The organism is Streptomyces cinnamoneus (assembly GCF_002939475.1).
Lineage (GTDB): Bacteria > Actinomycetota > Actinomycetes > Streptomycetales > Streptomycetaceae > Streptomyces > Streptomyces cinnamoneus_A.
Map to the genome: position 1 here is coordinate 5531695 of NZ_PKFQ01000001.1, position 18136 is coordinate 5549830.

Genomic DNA, 18136 nt, shown 5'->3' on the forward strand with positions numbered 1-18136 from the left:
CCCGGACCTGGGAGGTCCGGGGCCCACCCTGCCCTTTCGGGCGGTTTGGGTGGCTGTTCGGCCGATCGCGTGACACAGGTCGCATCACCCGTTCATCGCCACTGCGGGCGGAACATTAGACTCGACGGATCTAGAAGCTTCCGAAGAGCTTCTGCAAGCTTCTACACGCCGACAGCTCGATGAAGGAGGCACGGGTGGCCCTGCTGACCCGCATCAGGGAACCGCGCGACCTGGACCGGCTGACCCCGGAGCAGCTCGACAGGCTGGCCGCGGAGATCCGCACCTTCCTCGTCGACGCCGTCTCCAAGACCGGCGGACACCTCGGGCCCAACCTCGGTGTCGTCGAGCTGACCATCGCGCTCCACCGGGTCTTCGACTCGCCCAAGGACAAGATCCTCTTCGACACGGGCCACCAGGCCTACGTCCACAAGCTCCTCACCGGCCGCCAGGACTTCTCCCGGCTGCGGGCCAAGGGGGGCCTGTCGGGCTATCCCTCGCGCGAGGAGTCCGAGCACGACGTCATCGAGAACAGCCACGCCTCCACGGTGCTCGGCTGGGCCGACGGCCTCGCCAAGGCGAACCAGATCCTCGACAAGAAGGACCACGTGGTCGCCGTCATCGGCGACGGCGCCCTCACCGGCGGCATGGCCTGGGAGGCGCTGAACAACATCGCGGTCGCCAAGGACCGCCCCCTCGTCATCGTCGTCAACGACAACGAGCGCTCCTACGAGCCCACCATCGGCGGCCTCGCCGACCACCTGGCCACCCTGCGCACCACCGACGGCTACGAGCGCTTCCTGGCCCGCGGCAAGGACCTCCTGGAGCGCACCCCGGTCGTCGGCAAGCCGCTCTACGAGACCCTGCACGGCGCCAAGAAGGGCCTGAAGGACTTCATCGCCCCCCAGGGCATGTTCGAGGACCTGGGCCTGAAGTACGTCGGCCCCATCGACGGCCACGACATCGAGGCCCTGGAGTCCGCGCTCCAGCGCGCCAAGCGCTTCGGCGGCCCCGTCCTCGTCCACTGCCTCACCCAGAAGGGCCGCGGCTACAAGCACGCCGAGCAGAACGAGGCCGACCGCTTCCACGGCATCGGGGCGATCCACCCCGACACCGGCCTGCCCGTCGCCTCCGGCGGCGCCAGCTGGACCTCCGTCTTCGCCGACGAGATGGTCAAGCTCGGGCAGGAGCGCGAGGACATCGTCGCCATCACCGCGGCCATGATGCAGCCCGTGGGCCTGGGCAAGTTCGCCAAGGCCTTCCCCGGCCGCGTCTACGACGTCGGCATCGCCGAGCAGCACGCGGCCACCTCGGCCGCCGGCCTGGCCACCGGCGGACTGCACCCGGTCTTCGCCGTCTACGCCACCTTCCTCAACCGCGCCTTCGACCAGGTCCTGATGGACGTGGCCCTGCACAGGTGCGGCGTCACCTTCGTCCTGGACCGGGCCGGCGTCACCGGCGACGACGGCGCCTCCCACAACGGCATGTGGGACATGTCGATCCTCCAGGTCGTCCCCGGCCTGCGGATCGCCGCCCCGCGCGACGCCGACCAGGTCCGCGCCCAGCTGCGCGAGGCCGTCGAGGTCAAGGACGCGCCCACGGTCGTGCGCTACTCCAAGGGCACCGTCGGCCCCGCCGTCGAGGCCGTCGACCGCGTCGGCGGCATGGACGTCCTGCGCCGCCCCGCGCCGGGCACCGAGCGGCCCGACGTCCTCGTCGTCTCCGTCGGCGCGCTCGCCCCCATGTGCCTGGAGATCGCCGACCTCCTCGACAAGCAGGGCATCTCCGCCACCGTCGTCGACCCGCGCTGGGTCAAGCCCGTCGACGAGGCCCTGCCCGGCCTCGCCGCCGAGCACCGCGTCGTCGTCACCGTCGAGGACAACGGCCGCGTGGGCGGCGTCGGCGCCGCGATCGCGCAGGCGCTGCGCGACGCGGGCGTGGACCTGCCGCTGCGCGACTTCGGCATCCCGCCGCGCTTCCTCGACCACGCCTCCCGCAAGGAGGTCATGGCCGAGATCGGGCTCACCGCCCCCGACATCGCCCGTCAGGTCACCGGGCTCGTCGCCAAGCTCGACGGGCGCTACGAGGAGGCCGGGCCGGTCGGGACCGGCGAGGACGCCGTGGCCCCCGAGGCCGGAGGTTCCGCCGAGCCCGCAGAGGCCGTACGCGACTGACGACCCCACACGAGCGCTCCCGCGTCACGCGGGTCAGGGCCGGCCGACGATCATCCGGAAAGGGTGGTCCGGTCGGCCCTTCCGCATGGGTGCCACCGCCTCCCATCGGGTGAATCCTGGACCGGGCGGCTGTGCCCGCCCTCGTACGGCCTGGATCATCGCGGACACTCGCTCAGTTCAGGGGGAACCGAGCGACGCCGAGCAGGTGGAGGTGAGCCGATGACCACAGAGCAACCCGTCCGGAGCGGCCGCGGCAGGAGCGCCATGTTCCGGACCAAATCGGTCGAGCAGTCCATCCAGGACACGGAGGAGCCGGAGCACGCCCTACGCAAGGACCTCTCCGCGTTCGACCTCACCGTCTTCGGGGTGGGCGTCGTCATCGGCACCGGCATCTTCGTCCTCACCGGCAAGGTCGCCAAGGAGAACGCGGGCCCCTCGGTGGCGCTCTCCTTCGTGCTCGCCGGGATCGTGTGCGCGCTGGCGGCCCTGTGCTACGCCGAATTCGCCTCCACCGTGCCGGTGGCCGGCTCCGCGTACACCTTCTCGTACGCCTCGCTCGGCGAGCTGCCCGCCTGGATCATCGGCTGGGACCTGGTGCTGGAGCTGGCCCTGGGCTGCGCCGTCGTCGCCGTCGGCTGGTCGGGCTACATCCGCTCGCTCATGGAGAACGCCGGCTGGAGCCTGCCGCAGGTCCTCACCGGCCCGCACCACGGCGCCTTCGGCTTCGACGTCCTCGCCTGCGCCCTCGTCCTCGTCCTGACCTGCATCCTGATCGCCGGAATAAAGCTCTCCTCCCGTGTGACGGCCGTCGTCGTCGGGATCAAGGTCACCGTCGTGCTGATCGTCATCATCGCGGGGTCCTTCTTCATCAGCGGCGCCAACTACGACCCGTTCGTCCCGCCCGCCGAGAACGCCGGGGGCTCGGGTGGCCTCGCCGCGCCGCTCATCCAGCTCATCTTCGGCTTCACGCCCTCCAACTTCGGCGTCATGGGCATCTTCGCCGCCGCCGCCGTCGTCTTCTTCGCCTTCATCGGCTTCGACATCGTCGCCACCGCCGCCGAGGAGACCCGCAGGCCCCAGCGCGACGTGCCCCGCGGCATCCTCGGCTCGCTGGCCATCTGCACCGTGCTCTACGTGGCGGTGTCGATCGTCGTCACCGGCATGCAGAAGTACAAGCTCCTGTCCACCGACGCACCCCTCGCCGACGCCTTCAAGGACCGCGGACACCCCTTCTGGGCCGGACTGATCAGCTTCGGCGCGGCCGTCGGGCTCACCTCCGTCTGCATGATCCTGCTGCTCGGGCAGAGCCGGGTGTTCTTCGCCATGAGCCGGGACGGACTGCTGCCCCGGTTCTTCTCCACCGTCCACCCGCGCTTCGGCACGCCCTACCGCTCGACGATCCTGCTCGGCGCGATCGTCGCCGTCGTGGCGGGCTTCACCTCGATCGACGTACTGGCCGAACTGGTCAACATCGGCACGCTCTTCGCGTTCGTCGTCGTCGCCCTCGGCGTCGTCATCCTGCGCCGTACCCGCCCCGACCTGCCGCGGGCCTTCCGCACCCCGTTCGTGCCCGTGGTCCCCGTGCTGTCGGTCCTCGCGTCGCTGTGGCTGATGCTGAACCTGCCCGCCGAGACCTGGGCGCGGTTCGCCGTCTGGATGCTGCTCGGAGTCGTCGTCTACTTCGTCTACGGGCGCCGCAACAGCCGCGTCCGGCAAGGGGAGCGGCCGGTGCCGCCGGGAGTCTGACGGCCACCCCGCGTCCGTCCGGCCGCCCGCGTCCCACCCGGGACGCGGGCGGCCGTCTGGCGCCGGGGCCGCGCGGCCCTACGGGCGCACGGACCGCGGCCCCACCACCTCGGCGCCCAGCGCCGTCACCCGCTCGCGCAGCTCCCGGTCGGCGGTGACCACGACACAGCGCCGTCCCGGCACCCGCCCGGCCACCACCGCGACCACCTCGTCGTCCCCGCTGCCCGCCGCCGCCTCGACCCGTACGCCCGGCACCGGGCCCACGCCGCGCGCGGCACCCTCCACCACCAGCACGACCTCCACCGGACCCGGCAGCGGCGGTGTGACGGTGCCCGGCGGGAGCCCCTCCCGGGCGCGGGGGGCCAGCCGGTCGCGCAGCCGCTCGGCGGCGCCCCGGCGGTCGCGCCACCAGCCGTCGGGCACGGATCCGACCACGTTGGCCGCGTCCACCACGAGAAGAGGGACGGTCATGCGGACAGCCTCGCACGGCGCCCGCGCGCGCCGTCCGCCCGGCATCGATGATCAAGGGCAATGTTATTGTCGAGAGTCAACAAAGTGCCGGTGGAGAAGGCCGGCGCAGACGCTCCAAGAGAGGCTGGCGGCGAGTCATGGCAGTGCGGACGTCCACCCCCACCACCGGCTGGTTGCTGAGGGGCAAGGACGGCCGACTGACGGCCTACGCACCGGTCTCCGGCGGCGTGGTCCGCTGGACCGAGACCCGCCCCGGCGGCCCGGAGTGGACCGGTCCGGAGCGGGTGGAGGTGCCCGGCCTGGAGCCGTACCTGTCCATAGCCCAGAGCCCCGAGGGCTACGTCAGCCTGGCCGGCCTGCGCCGCCGCGCCCACGACGACGGCCGGGCCGAGACCGACGTCGTCTACTCCACGCAGTTCCAGTCGGGGCGCGCCATGACGACCTGGCGGTCGGTCGGCACCCCCTACGGCCAGGACTGGCAGCGGGCGGACCAGATCGGCGTCCCCACCGCGGTCCGCGACAGCGTCGGCCTGCACCTCCTCGTCCGCAACGCCGGCGGCGGCGTCTGCGGGCGGCGCCAGGACGCCCGCGGCATCTGGGGGCCGTGGACGGACATGAAGGGCAGCCACCTCCTGGACACGGTCTCGGGGGCCACGACGGCCGACGGCCGCATCGAACTCTTCGGCCCCGCCTCCGAGTTCGTGCTCCGCTGGCGGCAGGAGGAGCCGGGCGGCCCGCTGCGCCGGGTGCTCAACACCCCGGCCAAGCCGCTGACCGGCACCGCCACCTCGTTCCCCACCGGCGACGGCCGCGTCGCCCACGTCTGGCGGGACGCCACCGACTCCGTCCTCCAGCACCTGAGCCCCGCCGCCCCCACGGGCCCCGGCAGCGAGGAGGGCGCCGAGGCGGCGGCCCCCACGGCCCTGGTCTCCCTCGGCGGCGACGGCACCGGCCCGGTGGCCGCCCTGCGCACCACCCTGGACGGCCACCCCTCCACGGTCCTGGCCCAGCGCTCCGGGTCGGGCCTGCCGGCCGTGACCGCCTACCCCGACGGCGAGGACGTCCCCACGGACGCCGCCTGGTCGCAGACGGGCGAGGAGTGCGCGGGCGCGCCGGCGCTGGCCCTGGACGCCCAGGGCCGCGTGGTCCTGGCCGTCATCGCCACGGACGGCACCCTGCGCGTCGCCCGCCAGCGCACGGCCGAGGCCGGGCTGGCCCTGGGCCCCTGGGAGCGGGCGTAGGGGGACACCCCCTAACCGCCTGAGGCGCCGCCGCCCCCGCCCTCACAGCCGCTTGGCGCTCCGCAGCCCCGCCGCGTAGAAGCCGTTGCCGTCGAGGCGGGCGGTGCCACCCTTGTCGCCGAAGGTGGGGCCGTTGGCCTCCTCGCGGCTGGAGACGAAGCGGGGCTTGCCGTCGGTGTCCAGGCCCAGGTAGATGCCCACGTGGTCGAGGCGTTCCCCGGTGCGCTTGTCGATCTCGAAGAAGACCAGGTCGCCCGGCTGCAGCTTGTCGATGTTCTCGGGCCGCTTGCCGGTCAGCTCCAGCACCGGGACGCCGGGGGAGAGGCGGGCCATGCCGTCGGCGGTGCGCGGCAGGCCGTCGCCCTTGACGTCCTTGCCCAGCAGCGGATAGCGGGCCCGGTAGCCGAAGACCGTGCGGACGAAGCCCGAGCAGTCGATGGCGCGCAGGCGCTGCGGCTCGGGCCGCTCCACCGTGCCGTCGCGGAACGTGTACGGGATGCCGAGGTAGTCGTAGAAGTCCGACTGCTCCAGGCGCAGGTCGCCGGCCTGCGAGCCGTTGGGGTTGACGGGGCCGAACTGGGCGTCGCCCGCGTAGACGAGGCCGTGGACGTCCTTCTTCTGCGGGGCGCCGTCCAGGTACTCCATCGAGAACGCGAGGACGTCGGGCTCCTGGCTGCCGAGGTACCGCTCGAACCAGTCCTTGAACCAGGCGGACTTCTCGGCGCCCTCCTTCCACTGCTGCGGCAGCAGCCGCACCCAGCTGTCGGAGGTCACCTTCGCCTCGGTGAAGTTGGGCTCGGTGAAGGTGCGGCTGGGGCCTGTGAGCACCGCGGTGCGGGCGTTGTCGGTGAAGGTGGCCAGGACGCTGCCGTCGGCCGCGCGGACGACCGTACGGGCCGGGCCGGCCAGGCGCTCGAAACGGCGCTCGCCCGAGGGCACCGCCTTGCCCGCCGCGGCACCCTCGGGACGGCCGACGGACTGCACCGGTGGCGCCTTCTCCTGCTGCCGGTCGCGCAGCTCCACGGTCAGGTAGGCGCTCGTGCCGAGCAGGCCGAGCACGACCAGCGCGTGCAGCGTCCGCCGGCGGGCCGGGCCTGCCGCCTTCTTGCGGGACGTCGTCTTCTTGCGGGACATGGGTCCGTGCTCCGTCTCGGGTCGGCCGCGTCAGGCGGTGGGCATGAAGCCGAGCAGGATCCCGGCGGTCAGGACGACGTAGTTGGCGAGCGACACGGTGGCGGTGGCCAGCAGCGTCGCCCCCCGGGGCTGCCGGACCAGCTGGTAGGCGATCAGGCCGGGGACGATGAAGCCGAGCGTCTGGTTGGCGTACATCAGCGGGAACTGCTGCTGGAGGACCACGTAGAGCGTCGCCTGGAGCACCACGCCGGTCAGGACGACGGCCGCGAACAGCCGCTTGCCGTAGAGGATCACGTAGCGCTGGAGCAGCAGGGTGCCGAGGTAGGTCAGGACGGTGATGCCGACGACCATGGCCGCGCGCTGGAGGTCCTCGACGAGGGTGAGGGCCAGCCAGCCGGGGGTGATCATGCCGCCGGGGGAGAGGTTCGTCGTCAGGTAGCAGACCAGCGAGAACAGCAGGCCCAGGGCGATCCCGATGGCTGCGATCTCCGGAGTGAGGACGGCGGGGATCAACGGAAGTCTCCTGTGGGATCTATGTACGTCGGGACATACACCGGGGGCTCCTCCGGCTGCCGGGACTGCGCCGACTCGTCCGCCGGCAGTTCGGCCAGCCGCTCCAGCAGCAGCTCGCCCTGGCCGTGGATGTTGCCGATGGCCACCAGGGAGGCGCCCGGGCCGAGGCGGCCCAGGATCTCGCGCTCCAGCTCGGCGGGGTCGCGGCGGTCCCCGCCGAGGTCGACCACCTTCTCGCGCCACTCGGCGGGGATCGCGTCGTGGGCGCTCTTGGTGGGGTGGCCGATGAGGAAGACCGAGTCGGGGGCCAGCCGCGGGACGATCTCGCCCATCTGGCCGTTGCGCTCGACGCGGTCGGGCCGGCAGTTGATCAGGACGTGCAGGGGGCGCTCGACGGCCCCCAGGCTCAGCAGCTGCTCGACGTTCATCAGCGTCGACTCGGGGTCGTTGGCCGCGAAGACGTTGGCGAAGCGGAACGGTGTGCCCTCGGGCGTGAGGTAGCGCTCGACCGACAGCACGCCCGGGTCCGGCGGCGCGTCGTACATGCCCTGCAGGGCGGTGGCGCGGTCGACGCCGAGGAGTTCGGCGACGGCCAGGGCGATCGCGACGTTCTCCTTGAAGGTGAACCAGCTGAAGCCGCGCAGCTCCGCGTCGGTGACCGTCTCGGGGTTCACGGAGACGAGCCGGCAGTCCCGCTTGGCGGCCTCCTCGCGCAGGATGTGCAGCCGGTCCCGCTCGGCGGTGACGCAGACGCCGCCGAGCGGCATGGACCGGCTCAGCGAGCGGGCCACGTCGTCCAGCGTCGGGCCCATCTCGGCGAGGTGGTCCTCGCGGACGTTGCACAGCACGCCGATGGTGGAGCGGATCAGCTTGGTCTGGTTGACCTCCTGGAGCGCCGGCATGACGGCCATGCACTCGATCACCAGGGCGTGCGGGCGGTAGGCGGCGGCGCGGCGCACGATGCCGATCTGCTCGACGACGTTGGCGATGCCGAACTTGCGGTAGACGGGCTCCTCGGTGGCGTCCGGGTGGATGAAGCGGGCCGCGGTGCCGGTGGTCTTGGCGACCGTGACCAGCCCGCCGCCGCGCAGCGCGCCCGCGCACAGCCGGGTGATGGAGCTCTTGCCGCGGATGCCGTTGACGAGCACCCGGGTGGGGATGAGGTCCAGGTTGGTGAAGTGCCGGCGTTGTTCGATCACGCCGGCGACCAGCACGACGGCACAGCAGATCACCAGGACCGTGTAGAGGAAGAGCACGGGGTCAGTTCCTTCCGGCCGGCCGGGCCTGCGGCTTCTGGGTGGGCCGCAGCCGCTGGCGGATCAGCTCGAGGTTGCGCACGACCGCCCCGGCCTCGTCGTGGTGCTGGGGGAAGAGCACGGTCTTGCGGTCGCCGGCGGCCAGCGCCTCGGCCTGGTCGGCGAGGGAGCGCAGCGGGCGGATGACGATGATGTGCAGCCAGCCCAGGCAGGCGACGGCCGCGGTGACGCCGAGCAGCCCGGCGAGCATGGTGTGCCGCTGGGCGGTGTACTCGGGCAGCTCCAGCCAGGAGGTGGGCTGGGAGCTGACGACCTGCCAGCCGAGGTCCTTGACCGCGCCGCCGCCGGTGAAGGGCGCGGCCGCCGCGATGTCGGAGGAGCGGGAGGAGCGGTGCAGGACGGCGGTGCCGGTGGTCCGCCCGGCCTTCTTCACGGCGGTGTCCGCGAGGGCGTCGAGGTGGCCGGAGGGCAGCTTCGCGAAGGCACGGAAGCCGTGGGCGCGGTCGGCGGCGATGATGCGGTGGCCCTTGTCGATCAGCCACACCTGGCCCAGGCCGGGCCGGGTGACCATCGAGATCAGGAACTGGGGGTCGTACTCGCCCACGACCGTCAGGCCCTTGGCGCCGGGCACGGCGGCGTACGCGGCGACGGCCGGCTCCTTGCCGGAGGTGTTGAGCTGGGCGACGGAGTCCTCGACGGGCGGCTTCCCGGCCGGGTGGCGCGGGGAGGCGCCGGACCGGGAGAGGACCTTGCCCTCGCCGTCGATCACGTAGACCGCGCGGTAGCGGCCGTGCTCGCGCAGCGTCTGGTCCAGGACGGCCTTGTCGTAGGCGGCGGGGTCCCCGGACTTCGCGCGCTCGCCGCCCGCCAGGGCCTGGGCGACGGACGCCACGTCGGCCCAGCCCTCGTTGAGCGCCCTGCGGACCCGGTCCGAGGCGGTGTCGGTGCGCCGCCGCTGGTCGTCGACGAGCTGCTCGGGCACGGACACGCTGCTGCCGGGCCGGTTGAGGAACAGCAGCAGGGGAGCGGCCCAGGCGAGGAGGAGCACGGCGCACACGACGACGGTGCCCCGGGTGCCGAAGCCGCCGCGGGCCCGCCCGGCGCGGGTGGGCCGGCCGCCCAGCAGCTGGCGGCGCAGGCTCTCCAGGGCGGCGCCGATCCGGGCGGGCTCGCGGCCCTTGAAGCGTGCGACCGGCCGGTCGAGCTCGCCCCGGGCGAGCCGTCGGCTCTCCAGGTACAGCCGCAGCAGCGGCCGCTGGACCGTGCGCAGCAGCACCCAGCCCACCACGAGGGCCAGGACCAGCAGGATGCCCGCCGCGACCAGCCCGAAGGCCTGGGTGCGGACGGCCGTGGGGTCGCCCTCGACCTTGACCGAGGTGATGACCGACAGGCCCAGGCCGCCGGCCGCCGACGTCTCGCCGGGGGCCCGGCCCGCGGCCGCGTAGCCGACGGCGGTACGGACCTTGCCGCGGCTGTCGCCCATGAGGTGGCCGCTGGCTCCGGGGTGGCCGCCGGGCTCGGGGGTCTTCGCCGAGTCCGCGGCCGCGGTCTCACGGACGCGCTTGGCCCAGGACTTGCGGGCCACGGACGGTCCGTCGCTGGCCAGCACGGTGCCGGCCGAGTCGACGACCAGCAGCGAGCGGCCCTCGCCGGAGGAGATGCCCGGCGCGTTCAACGTGCCCGAGGCGACGAGCAGCAGCGGATGGTCGGCGCCGCGGAGGGCGGCCACGACGAGCATGCGGGTCTCGCCGGAGGCGAGCCTCACCAGCCGCGGGCCGAGCAGGTCCTTGGCGTCCTTGCCCTTGCCGTCCCCGTTGCCGAGGACGGGGGCGAGGGGGATGGTCTCGCCGCGCGCGGCGAGCAGGGTGCCGCCGGCCGGGTCGACGACGGCGGTGCCGCGCCACTTGTTGTAGACCTTGCCGAGCTTGTCCAGGATCTCGTCCGGCGCCCCGCCGCCGCCCGTGCCGAACTGGGTCGCCGCGCGCTCGATGTCGGTGATGCTCTCGTCGAGCGAGGCCCGCAGCGACAGCGCGCCGTCCTCGGCCACGTGCTGCTGCGAGGTGAGGACCGCGGTGTCGGCCGCCGCCCGCTCCCGGTCGCCGAGCACCAGGGCCGTCGTCGCGGCCACCACCAGCAGCAGGACCAGCAGGGCGGCTATCGGGGGCCGGGCACCGCCCAGCAGGGGCATGTCGGCGCGACGCCGGACCTTGTGCCGGCGCGGACCGCGCGAAGCGGACAAAGGTCTTCCTCTCGGTCGCGGCGCGCGGGGCATGCCGGGACCGCGGGGTGCCTGAAAATGATCCGTCACGCGCACGAACGGGCGTGAGTCGTTCGGATTGTAGGTTCGAATTGTAGGCAACGCCTAAAGGGCAGGCAAAAAGCCCCATTCCGGTTGAGTCACGTTCCGGCAGGACCCGTGCCCGTACCGTGATCGTTCTCCGGGCGATCCGGCCGCCACCCCGAGGTACCTTTGACCGCCATGAAGTCCAAGCCGGTGTTCACCGCCCCCGTCGCGTCCGCGCTGCTCGGCGCGTTGACGCTGACGGCGCTCGGCGGGCTGGCCGGCTGCGCCCCGGCCCCGGCCCCCGGCCGCGCCGGCACCGACGGGAGCCGCGCCTCGGGCATGCCGGCCCCGGCCGGCTCGGTGGACCTCGGCCAGTGGATCACCAGCTTCACCGACCGCGTCACCCAGGACGGCCACTACCGCGTCCCCACGCCCGGCGAGCGCCGGGCCGTCGCCGACGGCGTCCGGCTGCTGCTGGACGGCGACCCGTCCGGGGCTGAGCGGAAACTGGCCACGGTGGGCTACGGCCTGCGCACCCTCGCCGACCGGGCGGGCGGCCGGCGGTACGCCGAGATCGCCGACGCGACGAAGGACGGCGAGGCCACCCGTGGCTGGGGCCGGGTCTACGTCGCCCTCGGCGGACCGGCGCGCTGGGCCGTACAGGTGCCGCACCCCACCGCCGACCAGCGCACCGAGCAGCTCGGCGTCGGGCTGCTGCGCGGCGCCCCGGGCGGGGTGCTGGTCCTGGCCGGCGCGCACCGCGCCGCGGCGGCGACCGCCCCGCGGACCGAGGGCGACGGGACGCCCTCGGACGCGCCCGCCGACGGGGACGCCGCGGACGTCGCCCACCGCGCCGACTCGGTCTTCGCGGCGGTCTCCGACGCGCTCGCCGACCGCCGCCTCCCCGCCGTCCAGGTGCACGGCTTCGCCGACAGCAGCCTGCCCGACCACGACGTGGTCGTCTCCCCCGGCAAGGGCGACGCGGGCCTGCCCGACGCCCGCCGCCTGTCGGCCGCGCTGCGCCGGGAGGACCTGCGGGCGTGCGAGGTCTGGCAGCGCTACTGCGGCCGCCTGGAGGGCCGCACGAACGTGGAGGGCGACTACGCCGACACGGTCGGGGTGCCCTTCCTGCACGTCGAGCACAGCCGCCGCGTACGGGCCGACGACCAGTTGCTGGCGAGCGCGGTACGGGCCCTGACGGACGTCGTGAAGCGGTGGGCCGCGGGCAGGACGTAGGCCGTGTCCTCGCCCCGGAGCCGAACGCTCCGGGAAACGACGGGACACGACGGGACACGACGCAAAGGGCGGGCCGGGGACGAATCCCCGGCCCGCCCCTTGGCGTCAGGCCGCGTTACGCGGGAACGCTCGCCACGCCCACCGGCAGGAACCGCTTGCCGTTGACACGCTCGGAGACGCCCTCACGGTCCAGGTACGGCGTGATGCCGCCCAGGTGGAAGGGCCAGCCCGCGCCCGTGATCAGGCACAGGTCGATGTCCTGCGCCTCGGCGACGACGCCCTCGTCCAGCATCAGGCCGATCTCCTGCGCGACCGCGTCCAGGACGCGGGCCCGCACCTGCTCCTCCGTCAGGACGCTGTCGCCCTGCTCCATGAGGGCGAGGACCTCGGGGTCCAGCTCCGGCTTGCCGGAGTCGTGGACGTAGAAGCCGCGCTTGCCCGCCTTGACCACGGCGGCCAGGTTGGGGGAGACCGTGAAGCGGTCCGGGAACGCGCCGTGCAGCGTCTCGGAGACGTGCAGACCGATCGCCGGGCCGACCAGCTCCAGCAGCACCAGCGGGGACATCGGCAGACCGAGCGGCTCGACGGCCTTCTCGGCGGTCTCGACCGGGGTGCCCTCGTCGATGACGTTCTGGATCTCGCCCATGAAGCGGGTCAGGATGCGGTTGACGACGAACGCCGGGGCGTCCTTCACCAGCACCGCGGTCTTCTTGAGCTTCTTGGCGACGCCGAACGCCGTGGCCAGCGCCGCGTCGTCCGTCCGCTCGCCGCGCACGATCTCCAGGAGCGGGAGGATCGCGACCGGGTTGAAGAAGTGGAAGCCGACGACCCGCTCGGGGTGCTTCAGCTTCGACGCCATCTCGCTGACGGACAGCGAGGAGGTGTTGGTGGCGAGGATCGCGTGCTCCGGCACGACCGCCTCGACCTCGGCGAACACCTGCTGCTTGACGCCCATCTCCTCGAAGACGGCCTCGATGACGAAGTCCGCGTCGCCGAAGGCGGCGGCCTTGTCCAGCGAGCCGGTCACCGCGGCCTTGAGACGGTTGGCCTTGTCCTGGTTGATGCGGCCCTTGAGCAGCAGCTTGTCGATCTCGCCGTGGACGTAGCCCACGCCCTTGTCGACGCGCTCCTGGTCGATGTCGGTCAGCACGACCGGCACCTCCAGGCGGCGCGCGAAGAGCAGCGCGAGCTGAGAGGCCATCAGACCGGCGCCGACGACACCGACCTTGTTCACCGGGCGGGCCAGCGACTTGTCCGGCGCGCCGGCCGGGCGCTTGCCGCGCTTCTGCACCAGGTTGAAGGAGTAGATGCCGCTGCGCAGCTCGTCACCCATGATCAGGTCCGCGAGGGCCTGGTCCTCGGCGTCGAAGCCCTGACGCAGGTCGCCGTTCTTGGCGGCGGCGATGATGTCCAGCGCGCGGTAGGCGGCCGGGGCCGCGCCGTGCACCTTGGAGTCGGCGATGAACCGGCCGCGCTCGACGGCCTGGTCCCAGGCCTCACCGCGGTCGACCTCGGCCCGGACGACCTCGGTGTCGCCCTTGAGGACCGACGCGGTCCACAGCAGCGACTGCTCCAGGAAGTCCGCGCCCTCGAAGATCGCGTCGGCGATGCCGAGCTCGAAGACCTGCTTGCCCTTGAGCTGGCGGTTCTGGTTGAGCGAGTTCTCGATGATGACCGAGACCGCCCGGTCCGCGCCGATGATGTTCGGCAGCAGGGCGCAGCCGCCCCAGCCGGGCACCAGGCCCAGGAAGACCTCGGGCAGCGAGAAGGCGGGGATCGCCTTGGACACCGTGCGGTAGGTGCAGTGCAGGCCGACCTCGACGCCGCCGCCCATCGCGGCGCCGTTGTAGTACGCGAAGGTCGGCACCGCCAGCGACGACAGACGCTTGAAGACGTCGTGGCCGCCCTTGCCGATGGCCAGCGCGTCCTCGTGCTTCTTCAGCAGCTCGACGCCCTTGAGGTCGGCGCCGACCGCGAAGATGAACGGCTTGCCGGTGATGCCGACGCCGGTGATCTCGCCGGCCGCGGCCTCCGCCTCGACCTGGTCGATCGCGGTGTTGAGGTTCGCGAGCGACTGGGGGCCGAAGGTGGTCGGCTTGGTGTGGTCGAAGCCGTTGTCCAGCGTGATGAGCGCGAAGCGCCCCGCGCCGTAGGGCAGGTCGAGGTGGCGCACGTGCGCCTGGGTGACGACCTCGTCGGGGAACAGCTCGGCCGCGCCCTTCAGAAGCTCAGCGGTGGTGCTCACTTGTTGCCTCCGTCAAAGTGCGGGTTCTCCCAGATGACCGTTCCGCCCATGCCGAAGCCGACGCACATCGAGGTGATGCCGTAGCGGACGTGCGGCTGCTCCTCGAACTGGCGGGCCAGCTGCGTCATCAGACGGACGCCGGAGGAGGCCAGCGGGTGGCCGAAGGCGATCGCGCCGCCGTACTGGTTGACGCGCGGGTCGTCGTCGGCGATGCCGTAGTGGTCCAGCAGCGAGAGGACCTGGACGGCGAAGGCCTCGTTGATCTCGAAGAGGCCGATGTCGTCGATCGACAGGCCGGCCTTGGCCAGGGCCTTCTCGGTCGCCGGGACCGGGCCGATGCCCATGACCTCGGGCTCGACACCCGCGAAGGCGTAGGAGACCAGGCGCATCTTGACCGGCAGGCCCAGCTCGCGCGCCACGTCCTCGGCGGCGATCAGGGAGGCGGTGGCGCCGTCGTTGAGACCGGCCGCGTTGCCCGCGGTGACCCGGCCGTGCGGGCGGAACGGGGTCTTCAGACCCGCCAGGTTCGCCAGCGTGGTACCCGGGCGCATCGGCTCGTCGGCCGTGGCCAGGCCCCAGCCCAGCTCGCCGCCCTCGGGGGAGGTGCGCCGGACGGAGATCGGCACCAGGTCGGCCTGGATCTTGCCGTCGGCGTACGCCTTGGCGGCCTTCTCCTGACTGCGGACCGCGTACTCGTCGGCGCGCTGCTTGGTGAGGTGCGGGAGGCGGTCGTGCAGGTTCTCCGCCGTCATGCCCATGAACAGGGCGGACTCGTCGACGAGCTTCTCGGAGACGAAGCGCGGGTTGGGGTCGACGCCCTCGCCCATGGGGTGGCGGCCCATGTGCTCGACGCCGCCCGCGAGGGCGATGTCGTACGCACCGAGGGCGACGCCGCCCGAGACGGCCGTGACGGCCGTCATCGCACCGGCGCACATGCGGTCGATGGAGTAACCGGGCACCGACTGCGGGAGGCCCGCGAGGATGCCGGCGGTGCGGCCCAGGGTCAGGCCCTGGTCGCCGATCTGCGTGGTCGCGGCGATGGCGACCTCGTCGATGCGGGCCGGGTCCAGGTCCGGGTTGCGACGCAGCAGCTCCCGGATGCACTTGACGACCAGGTCGTCGGCGCGGGTCTCGTGGTAGATGCCCTTCGGGCCCGCCTTGCCGAACGGGGTGCGGACGCCGTCGACGAAGACGACGTCCCTAGCGGTACGAGGCACGTTGGCTCTCCTCCAGGTGCGGATCGCTGCGCGCGGGCATGCCGGGTACGGCTCCGCCGCGGTGCGGGGCTGACACCGGTCATGCTACTTGCGGGTAACCACGCTGCACAGACCTCCCGGCGGGAGCGGCGAAGGTCACATTCCGCAGGGCGGGGGCGCACGGCGGCTGCCCGGTGCGCAGGGCTTGCGGGGGAGTTCGGCACCGCCGGCCGCGCATACGGGGCTGGGCGCCACCGGGGCGGAAGCGGGCCCCCGCCCCGCCCTCCCCCCGTTTCCCGGGGCTGCGCCCCGGCCCCGGACACCAATCGCCGGACGGGCTGGAGAGCCAGCCGGTCCGGCGACTGAGCGGGAAAGCCGTCAGGACGGCGATCAGGCACGCCCCACCTGGGCGGCACGCCGCAGCGGTCTCAGGCCGACGCCTCCGTCAGCGCCTTCACGAGCACCGGCGTCACCTGCTCCACCTGCCACGCCCGCGCGCCGTGCGCCGAGAGGACCTCCGCGACGGCCTCCGACGTCGCGGCCTTCGGCGGCTCCCAGCACAGCCGGCGCACGGTGTCCGGGGTGATCAGGTTCTCCTGGGGCATCGTCAGCCGCTCGGCCAGCTCCGACACCGCGGCCCGGGCCGCCGACAGCCGCGCCGCCGCGACCGGGTCCTTGTCCGCCCACGCCCGGGGCGGCGGCGGACCCGTCAGGGGCTGGCCGGGCTGCGGCAGCTCCGCGTCCGGCAGTGCCTTGGCCCGGTCCACCGCGGCCATCCACTGCTCCAGCTGCTTGCGGCTCATGCGGTGCCCGAAGCCGGGGAGCGCGGCCAGCGCGTGGACGTTCGGCGGGATGTTGAGGGCCGCCTCGACGATCGCGGCATCCCCGAGCACCTTGCCGGGCGAGACGTCGCGCCGCTGGGCGATGTGGTCGCGCACGGTCCACAGCTCGCGCACCACGGCCATCTGCCGGCGCCGGCGCACCTTGTGCATCCCGGACGTGCGACGCCAGGGGTCCTTGCGGGGCGGCGCGGGCGGCGCCGAGGCGATGGCGTCGAACTCCTGGCGGGCCCACTCCAGCTTGCCCTGCCGGTCCAGCTCCCGCTCCAGCGCGTCGCGCAGGTCCACCAGGAGCTCCACGTCCAGGGCGGCGTAGCGCAGCCAGGGCTCGGGCAGCGGGCGGGTGGACCAGTCGACGGCGGAGTGGCCCTTCTCCAGGGCGTAGCCGAGGACGTTCTCGACCATGGCGCCGAGCCCCACCCGGGCGAAGCCGGCCAGGCGCCCGGCCAGCTCGGTGTCGAAGAGCCGGGTGGGCGTCATCCCTATCTCACGCAGGCACGGCAGGTCCTGGGTGGCGGCGTGCAGCACCCACTCGGCGTCCGCGACGGCCTCGCCCAGCGCGCTGAGGTCGGGGCAGCCGACCGGGTCGATCAGGGCGGTCCCGGCGCCCTCGCGGCGCAGCTGGACCAGATAGGCGCGCTGGCCGTAGCGGTAGCCGGAGGCGCGCTCGGCGTCGACGGCGAGGGGCCCGGTGCCCGCGGCGAAGGCCGCGACGACATCGGCCAGGGCGTCGGCGTCGGCGACGACCGGCGGCATGCCCTCGCGTGGTTCCAGCAGGGGAACCGGCGCCGAATCGACGTCGTCCGGGGGGCCGCCCCCGGTGGTTCGCAGTGTCGTGTCTTCTGCGGTCTCTTGGGCGTCGGTCACCGGTCAAGGGTATCTGTGGATGGCAAGCGCCCGTCGCCGGAACGTTCCGGCGACGGGCGCGGCGCGGTTTCGCGCGGTCAGTGGATGATGCCGGTGCGCAGGGCCACCGCCACCATCCCGGCCCGGTCTCCCGTGCCGAGCTTGCGGGCGATCCGGGCGAGGTGGCTCTTGACGGTGAGTGCCGAGAGCCCCATCGAGACGCCGATGGCCTTGTTGGACTGGCCCTCCGCAACCAGCCGCAGGACCTCGACCTCACGACCGGACAGCTCGCGGTACCCGCCGGGGTGGCCGGGCGCGCCGGGCGGGCGGCGCTGCATACGGGCGGCGGCGGAGCCGATGGGGGCGGCGCCGGGCCGGCCGGGCACGCCGAGGTTGGTGCGCGTACCGGTGACGACGTAGCCCTTGACGCCGCCCGCGAGCGCGTTGCGCACGGCACCGATGTCGTCGGCGGCGGACAGGGCCAGCCCGTTGGGCCAGCCGGCCGCACGGGTCTCGGAGAGCAGCGTCAGGCCGGAGCCGTCGGGGAGATGGACGTCGGCGACACAGATGTCGCGGGGGTTGCCGATCCGCGGCCGCGCCTCGGCGATGGACGAGGCCTCGATCACGTCGCGTACGCCCAGTGCCCACAGATGGCGGGTGACGGTGGAACGGACCCGGGGGTCGGCGACGACGACCATGGCCGTGGGTTTGTTCGGGCGATAGGCGAGGCTAGCGGGTTGCTCGAGGAGAACGGACACCAGGCCTCCAGTGGGGGTAGGGGTGGGGACGGGTGCCGACTTGGGGATAAGCCGGGGCGATCCGTACAGGAAGGGTCACAAGGTCCTTCGGCACCAAAACGGCCCGGCTTTAGGGAATGATCACGAATTGATGAGTAACAATTCGGGCAATTAGGACGGTTGCCCGATCAAATTGCTCAGGAATGTTCACCCGGAGGCGC

The 18136-nt window shown here is 73.0% G+C and carries 12 protein-coding genes and 1 pseudogene; 4 read left to right on the forward strand and 9 right to left on the reverse strand.

Annotation, left to right across the window (positions count from 1 at the left end; genetic code table 11):
• Window positions 1–194 precede the first annotated feature (194 nt).
• Window positions 195–2171: a 1-deoxy-D-xylulose-5-phosphate synthase gene (dxs, locus tag CYQ11_RS24560; protein ID WP_099202501.1), complete on the forward strand. Its 1977-nt coding sequence runs from the start codon at window positions 195–197 to the stop codon at window positions 2169–2171.
• Between the two features lie 219 nt (window positions 2172–2390).
• Window positions 2391–3917 (forward strand): amino acid permease, encoded by a 1527-nt coding sequence (locus CYQ11_RS24565; protein WP_099202502.1) that lies wholly within the window; start codon window positions 2391–2393, stop codon window positions 3915–3917.
• A gap of 78 nt (window positions 3918–3995) precedes the next feature.
• On the opposite strand, the gene CYQ11_RS24570 is transcribed toward CYQ11_RS24565, so the two are convergent.
• The gene (locus CYQ11_RS24570) at window positions 3996–4388 is read right to left on the reverse strand and encodes a PIN domain-containing protein (protein ID WP_099202503.1); all 393 of its coding nucleotides are present in this window, start codon (window positions 4386–4388) and stop codon (window positions 3996–3998) included.
• A gap of 137 nt (window positions 4389–4525) precedes the next feature.
• Here CYQ11_RS24570 and CYQ11_RS24575 point away from each other — a divergent pair, with 137 nt between their 5' ends.
• The gene (locus tag CYQ11_RS24575) at window positions 4526–5629 is read left to right on the forward strand and encodes a PLL family lectin (RefSeq protein WP_099202504.1); all 1104 of its coding nucleotides are present in this window, start codon (window positions 4526–4528) and stop codon (window positions 5627–5629) included.
• A 42-nt stretch (window positions 5630–5671) separates the two neighbouring features.
• Here the strand turns inward: CYQ11_RS24575 and CYQ11_RS24580 are convergent, their stop codons facing one another.
• From CYQ11_RS24580 to CYQ11_RS24595, 4 genes and pseudogenes are all read right to left on the reverse strand, one after another.
• Entirely contained in the window at window positions 5672–6763 is a 1092-nt protein-coding gene (locus CYQ11_RS24580; RefSeq protein ID WP_099202505.1) for a C40 family peptidase, read from the reverse strand.
• Between the two features lie 30 nt (window positions 6764–6793).
• Window positions 6794–7276, reverse strand: a complete 483-nt coding sequence (locus tag CYQ11_RS24585) for a poly-gamma-glutamate biosynthesis protein PgsC/CapC (RefSeq protein ID WP_099202506.1) — start codon at window positions 7274–7276, stop codon at window positions 6794–6796.
• A gap of 71 nt (window positions 7277–7347) precedes the next feature.
• Window positions 7348–8532: pseudogene (pgsB, locus tag CYQ11_RS24590) on the reverse strand (poly-gamma-glutamate synthase PgsB); the annotation flags it as partial.
• A 4-nt stretch (window positions 8533–8536) separates the two neighbouring features.
• On the reverse strand, window positions 8537–10771 hold the full coding sequence (locus tag CYQ11_RS24595) for a HAMP domain-containing protein (RefSeq protein ID WP_240003689.1): 2235 nt from the start codon (window positions 10769–10771) through the stop codon (window positions 8537–8539).
• Between the two features lie 240 nt (window positions 10772–11011).
• Here CYQ11_RS24595 and CYQ11_RS24605 point away from each other — a divergent pair, with 240 nt between their 5' ends.
• On the forward strand, window positions 11012–12052 hold the full coding sequence (locus CYQ11_RS24605) for a hypothetical protein (RefSeq protein ID WP_181143772.1): 1041 nt from the start codon (window positions 11012–11014) through the stop codon (window positions 12050–12052).
• Window positions 12053–12167: 115 nt separating this feature from the next.
• Here the strand turns inward: CYQ11_RS24605 and CYQ11_RS24610 are convergent, their stop codons facing one another.
• From CYQ11_RS24610 to CYQ11_RS24625, 4 genes are all read right to left on the reverse strand, one after another.
• The gene (locus tag CYQ11_RS24610; RefSeq protein WP_099202510.1) at window positions 12168–14297 is read right to left on the reverse strand and encodes a 3-hydroxyacyl-CoA dehydrogenase NAD-binding domain-containing protein; all 2130 of its coding nucleotides are present in this window, start codon (window positions 14295–14297) and stop codon (window positions 12168–12170) included.
• On the reverse strand, window positions 14294–15514 hold the full coding sequence (locus CYQ11_RS24615) for a thiolase family protein (RefSeq protein WP_099202511.1): 1221 nt from the start codon (window positions 15512–15514) through the stop codon (window positions 14294–14296). The genes CYQ11_RS24610 and CYQ11_RS24615 overlap by 4 nt, the downstream gene beginning before the upstream one ends.
• 407 nt (window positions 15515–15921) lie before the next feature.
• Entirely contained in the window at window positions 15922–17199 is a 1278-nt protein-coding gene (locus CYQ11_RS24620) for an HRDC domain-containing protein (RefSeq protein ID WP_099202512.1), read from the reverse strand.
• A 77-nt stretch (window positions 17200–17276) separates the two neighbouring features.
• The gene (locus CYQ11_RS24625) at window positions 17277–17936 is read right to left on the reverse strand and encodes a response regulator transcription factor (protein WP_086571339.1); all 660 of its coding nucleotides are present in this window, start codon (window positions 17934–17936) and stop codon (window positions 17277–17279) included.
• Window positions 17937–18136 lie beyond the last annotated feature (200 nt).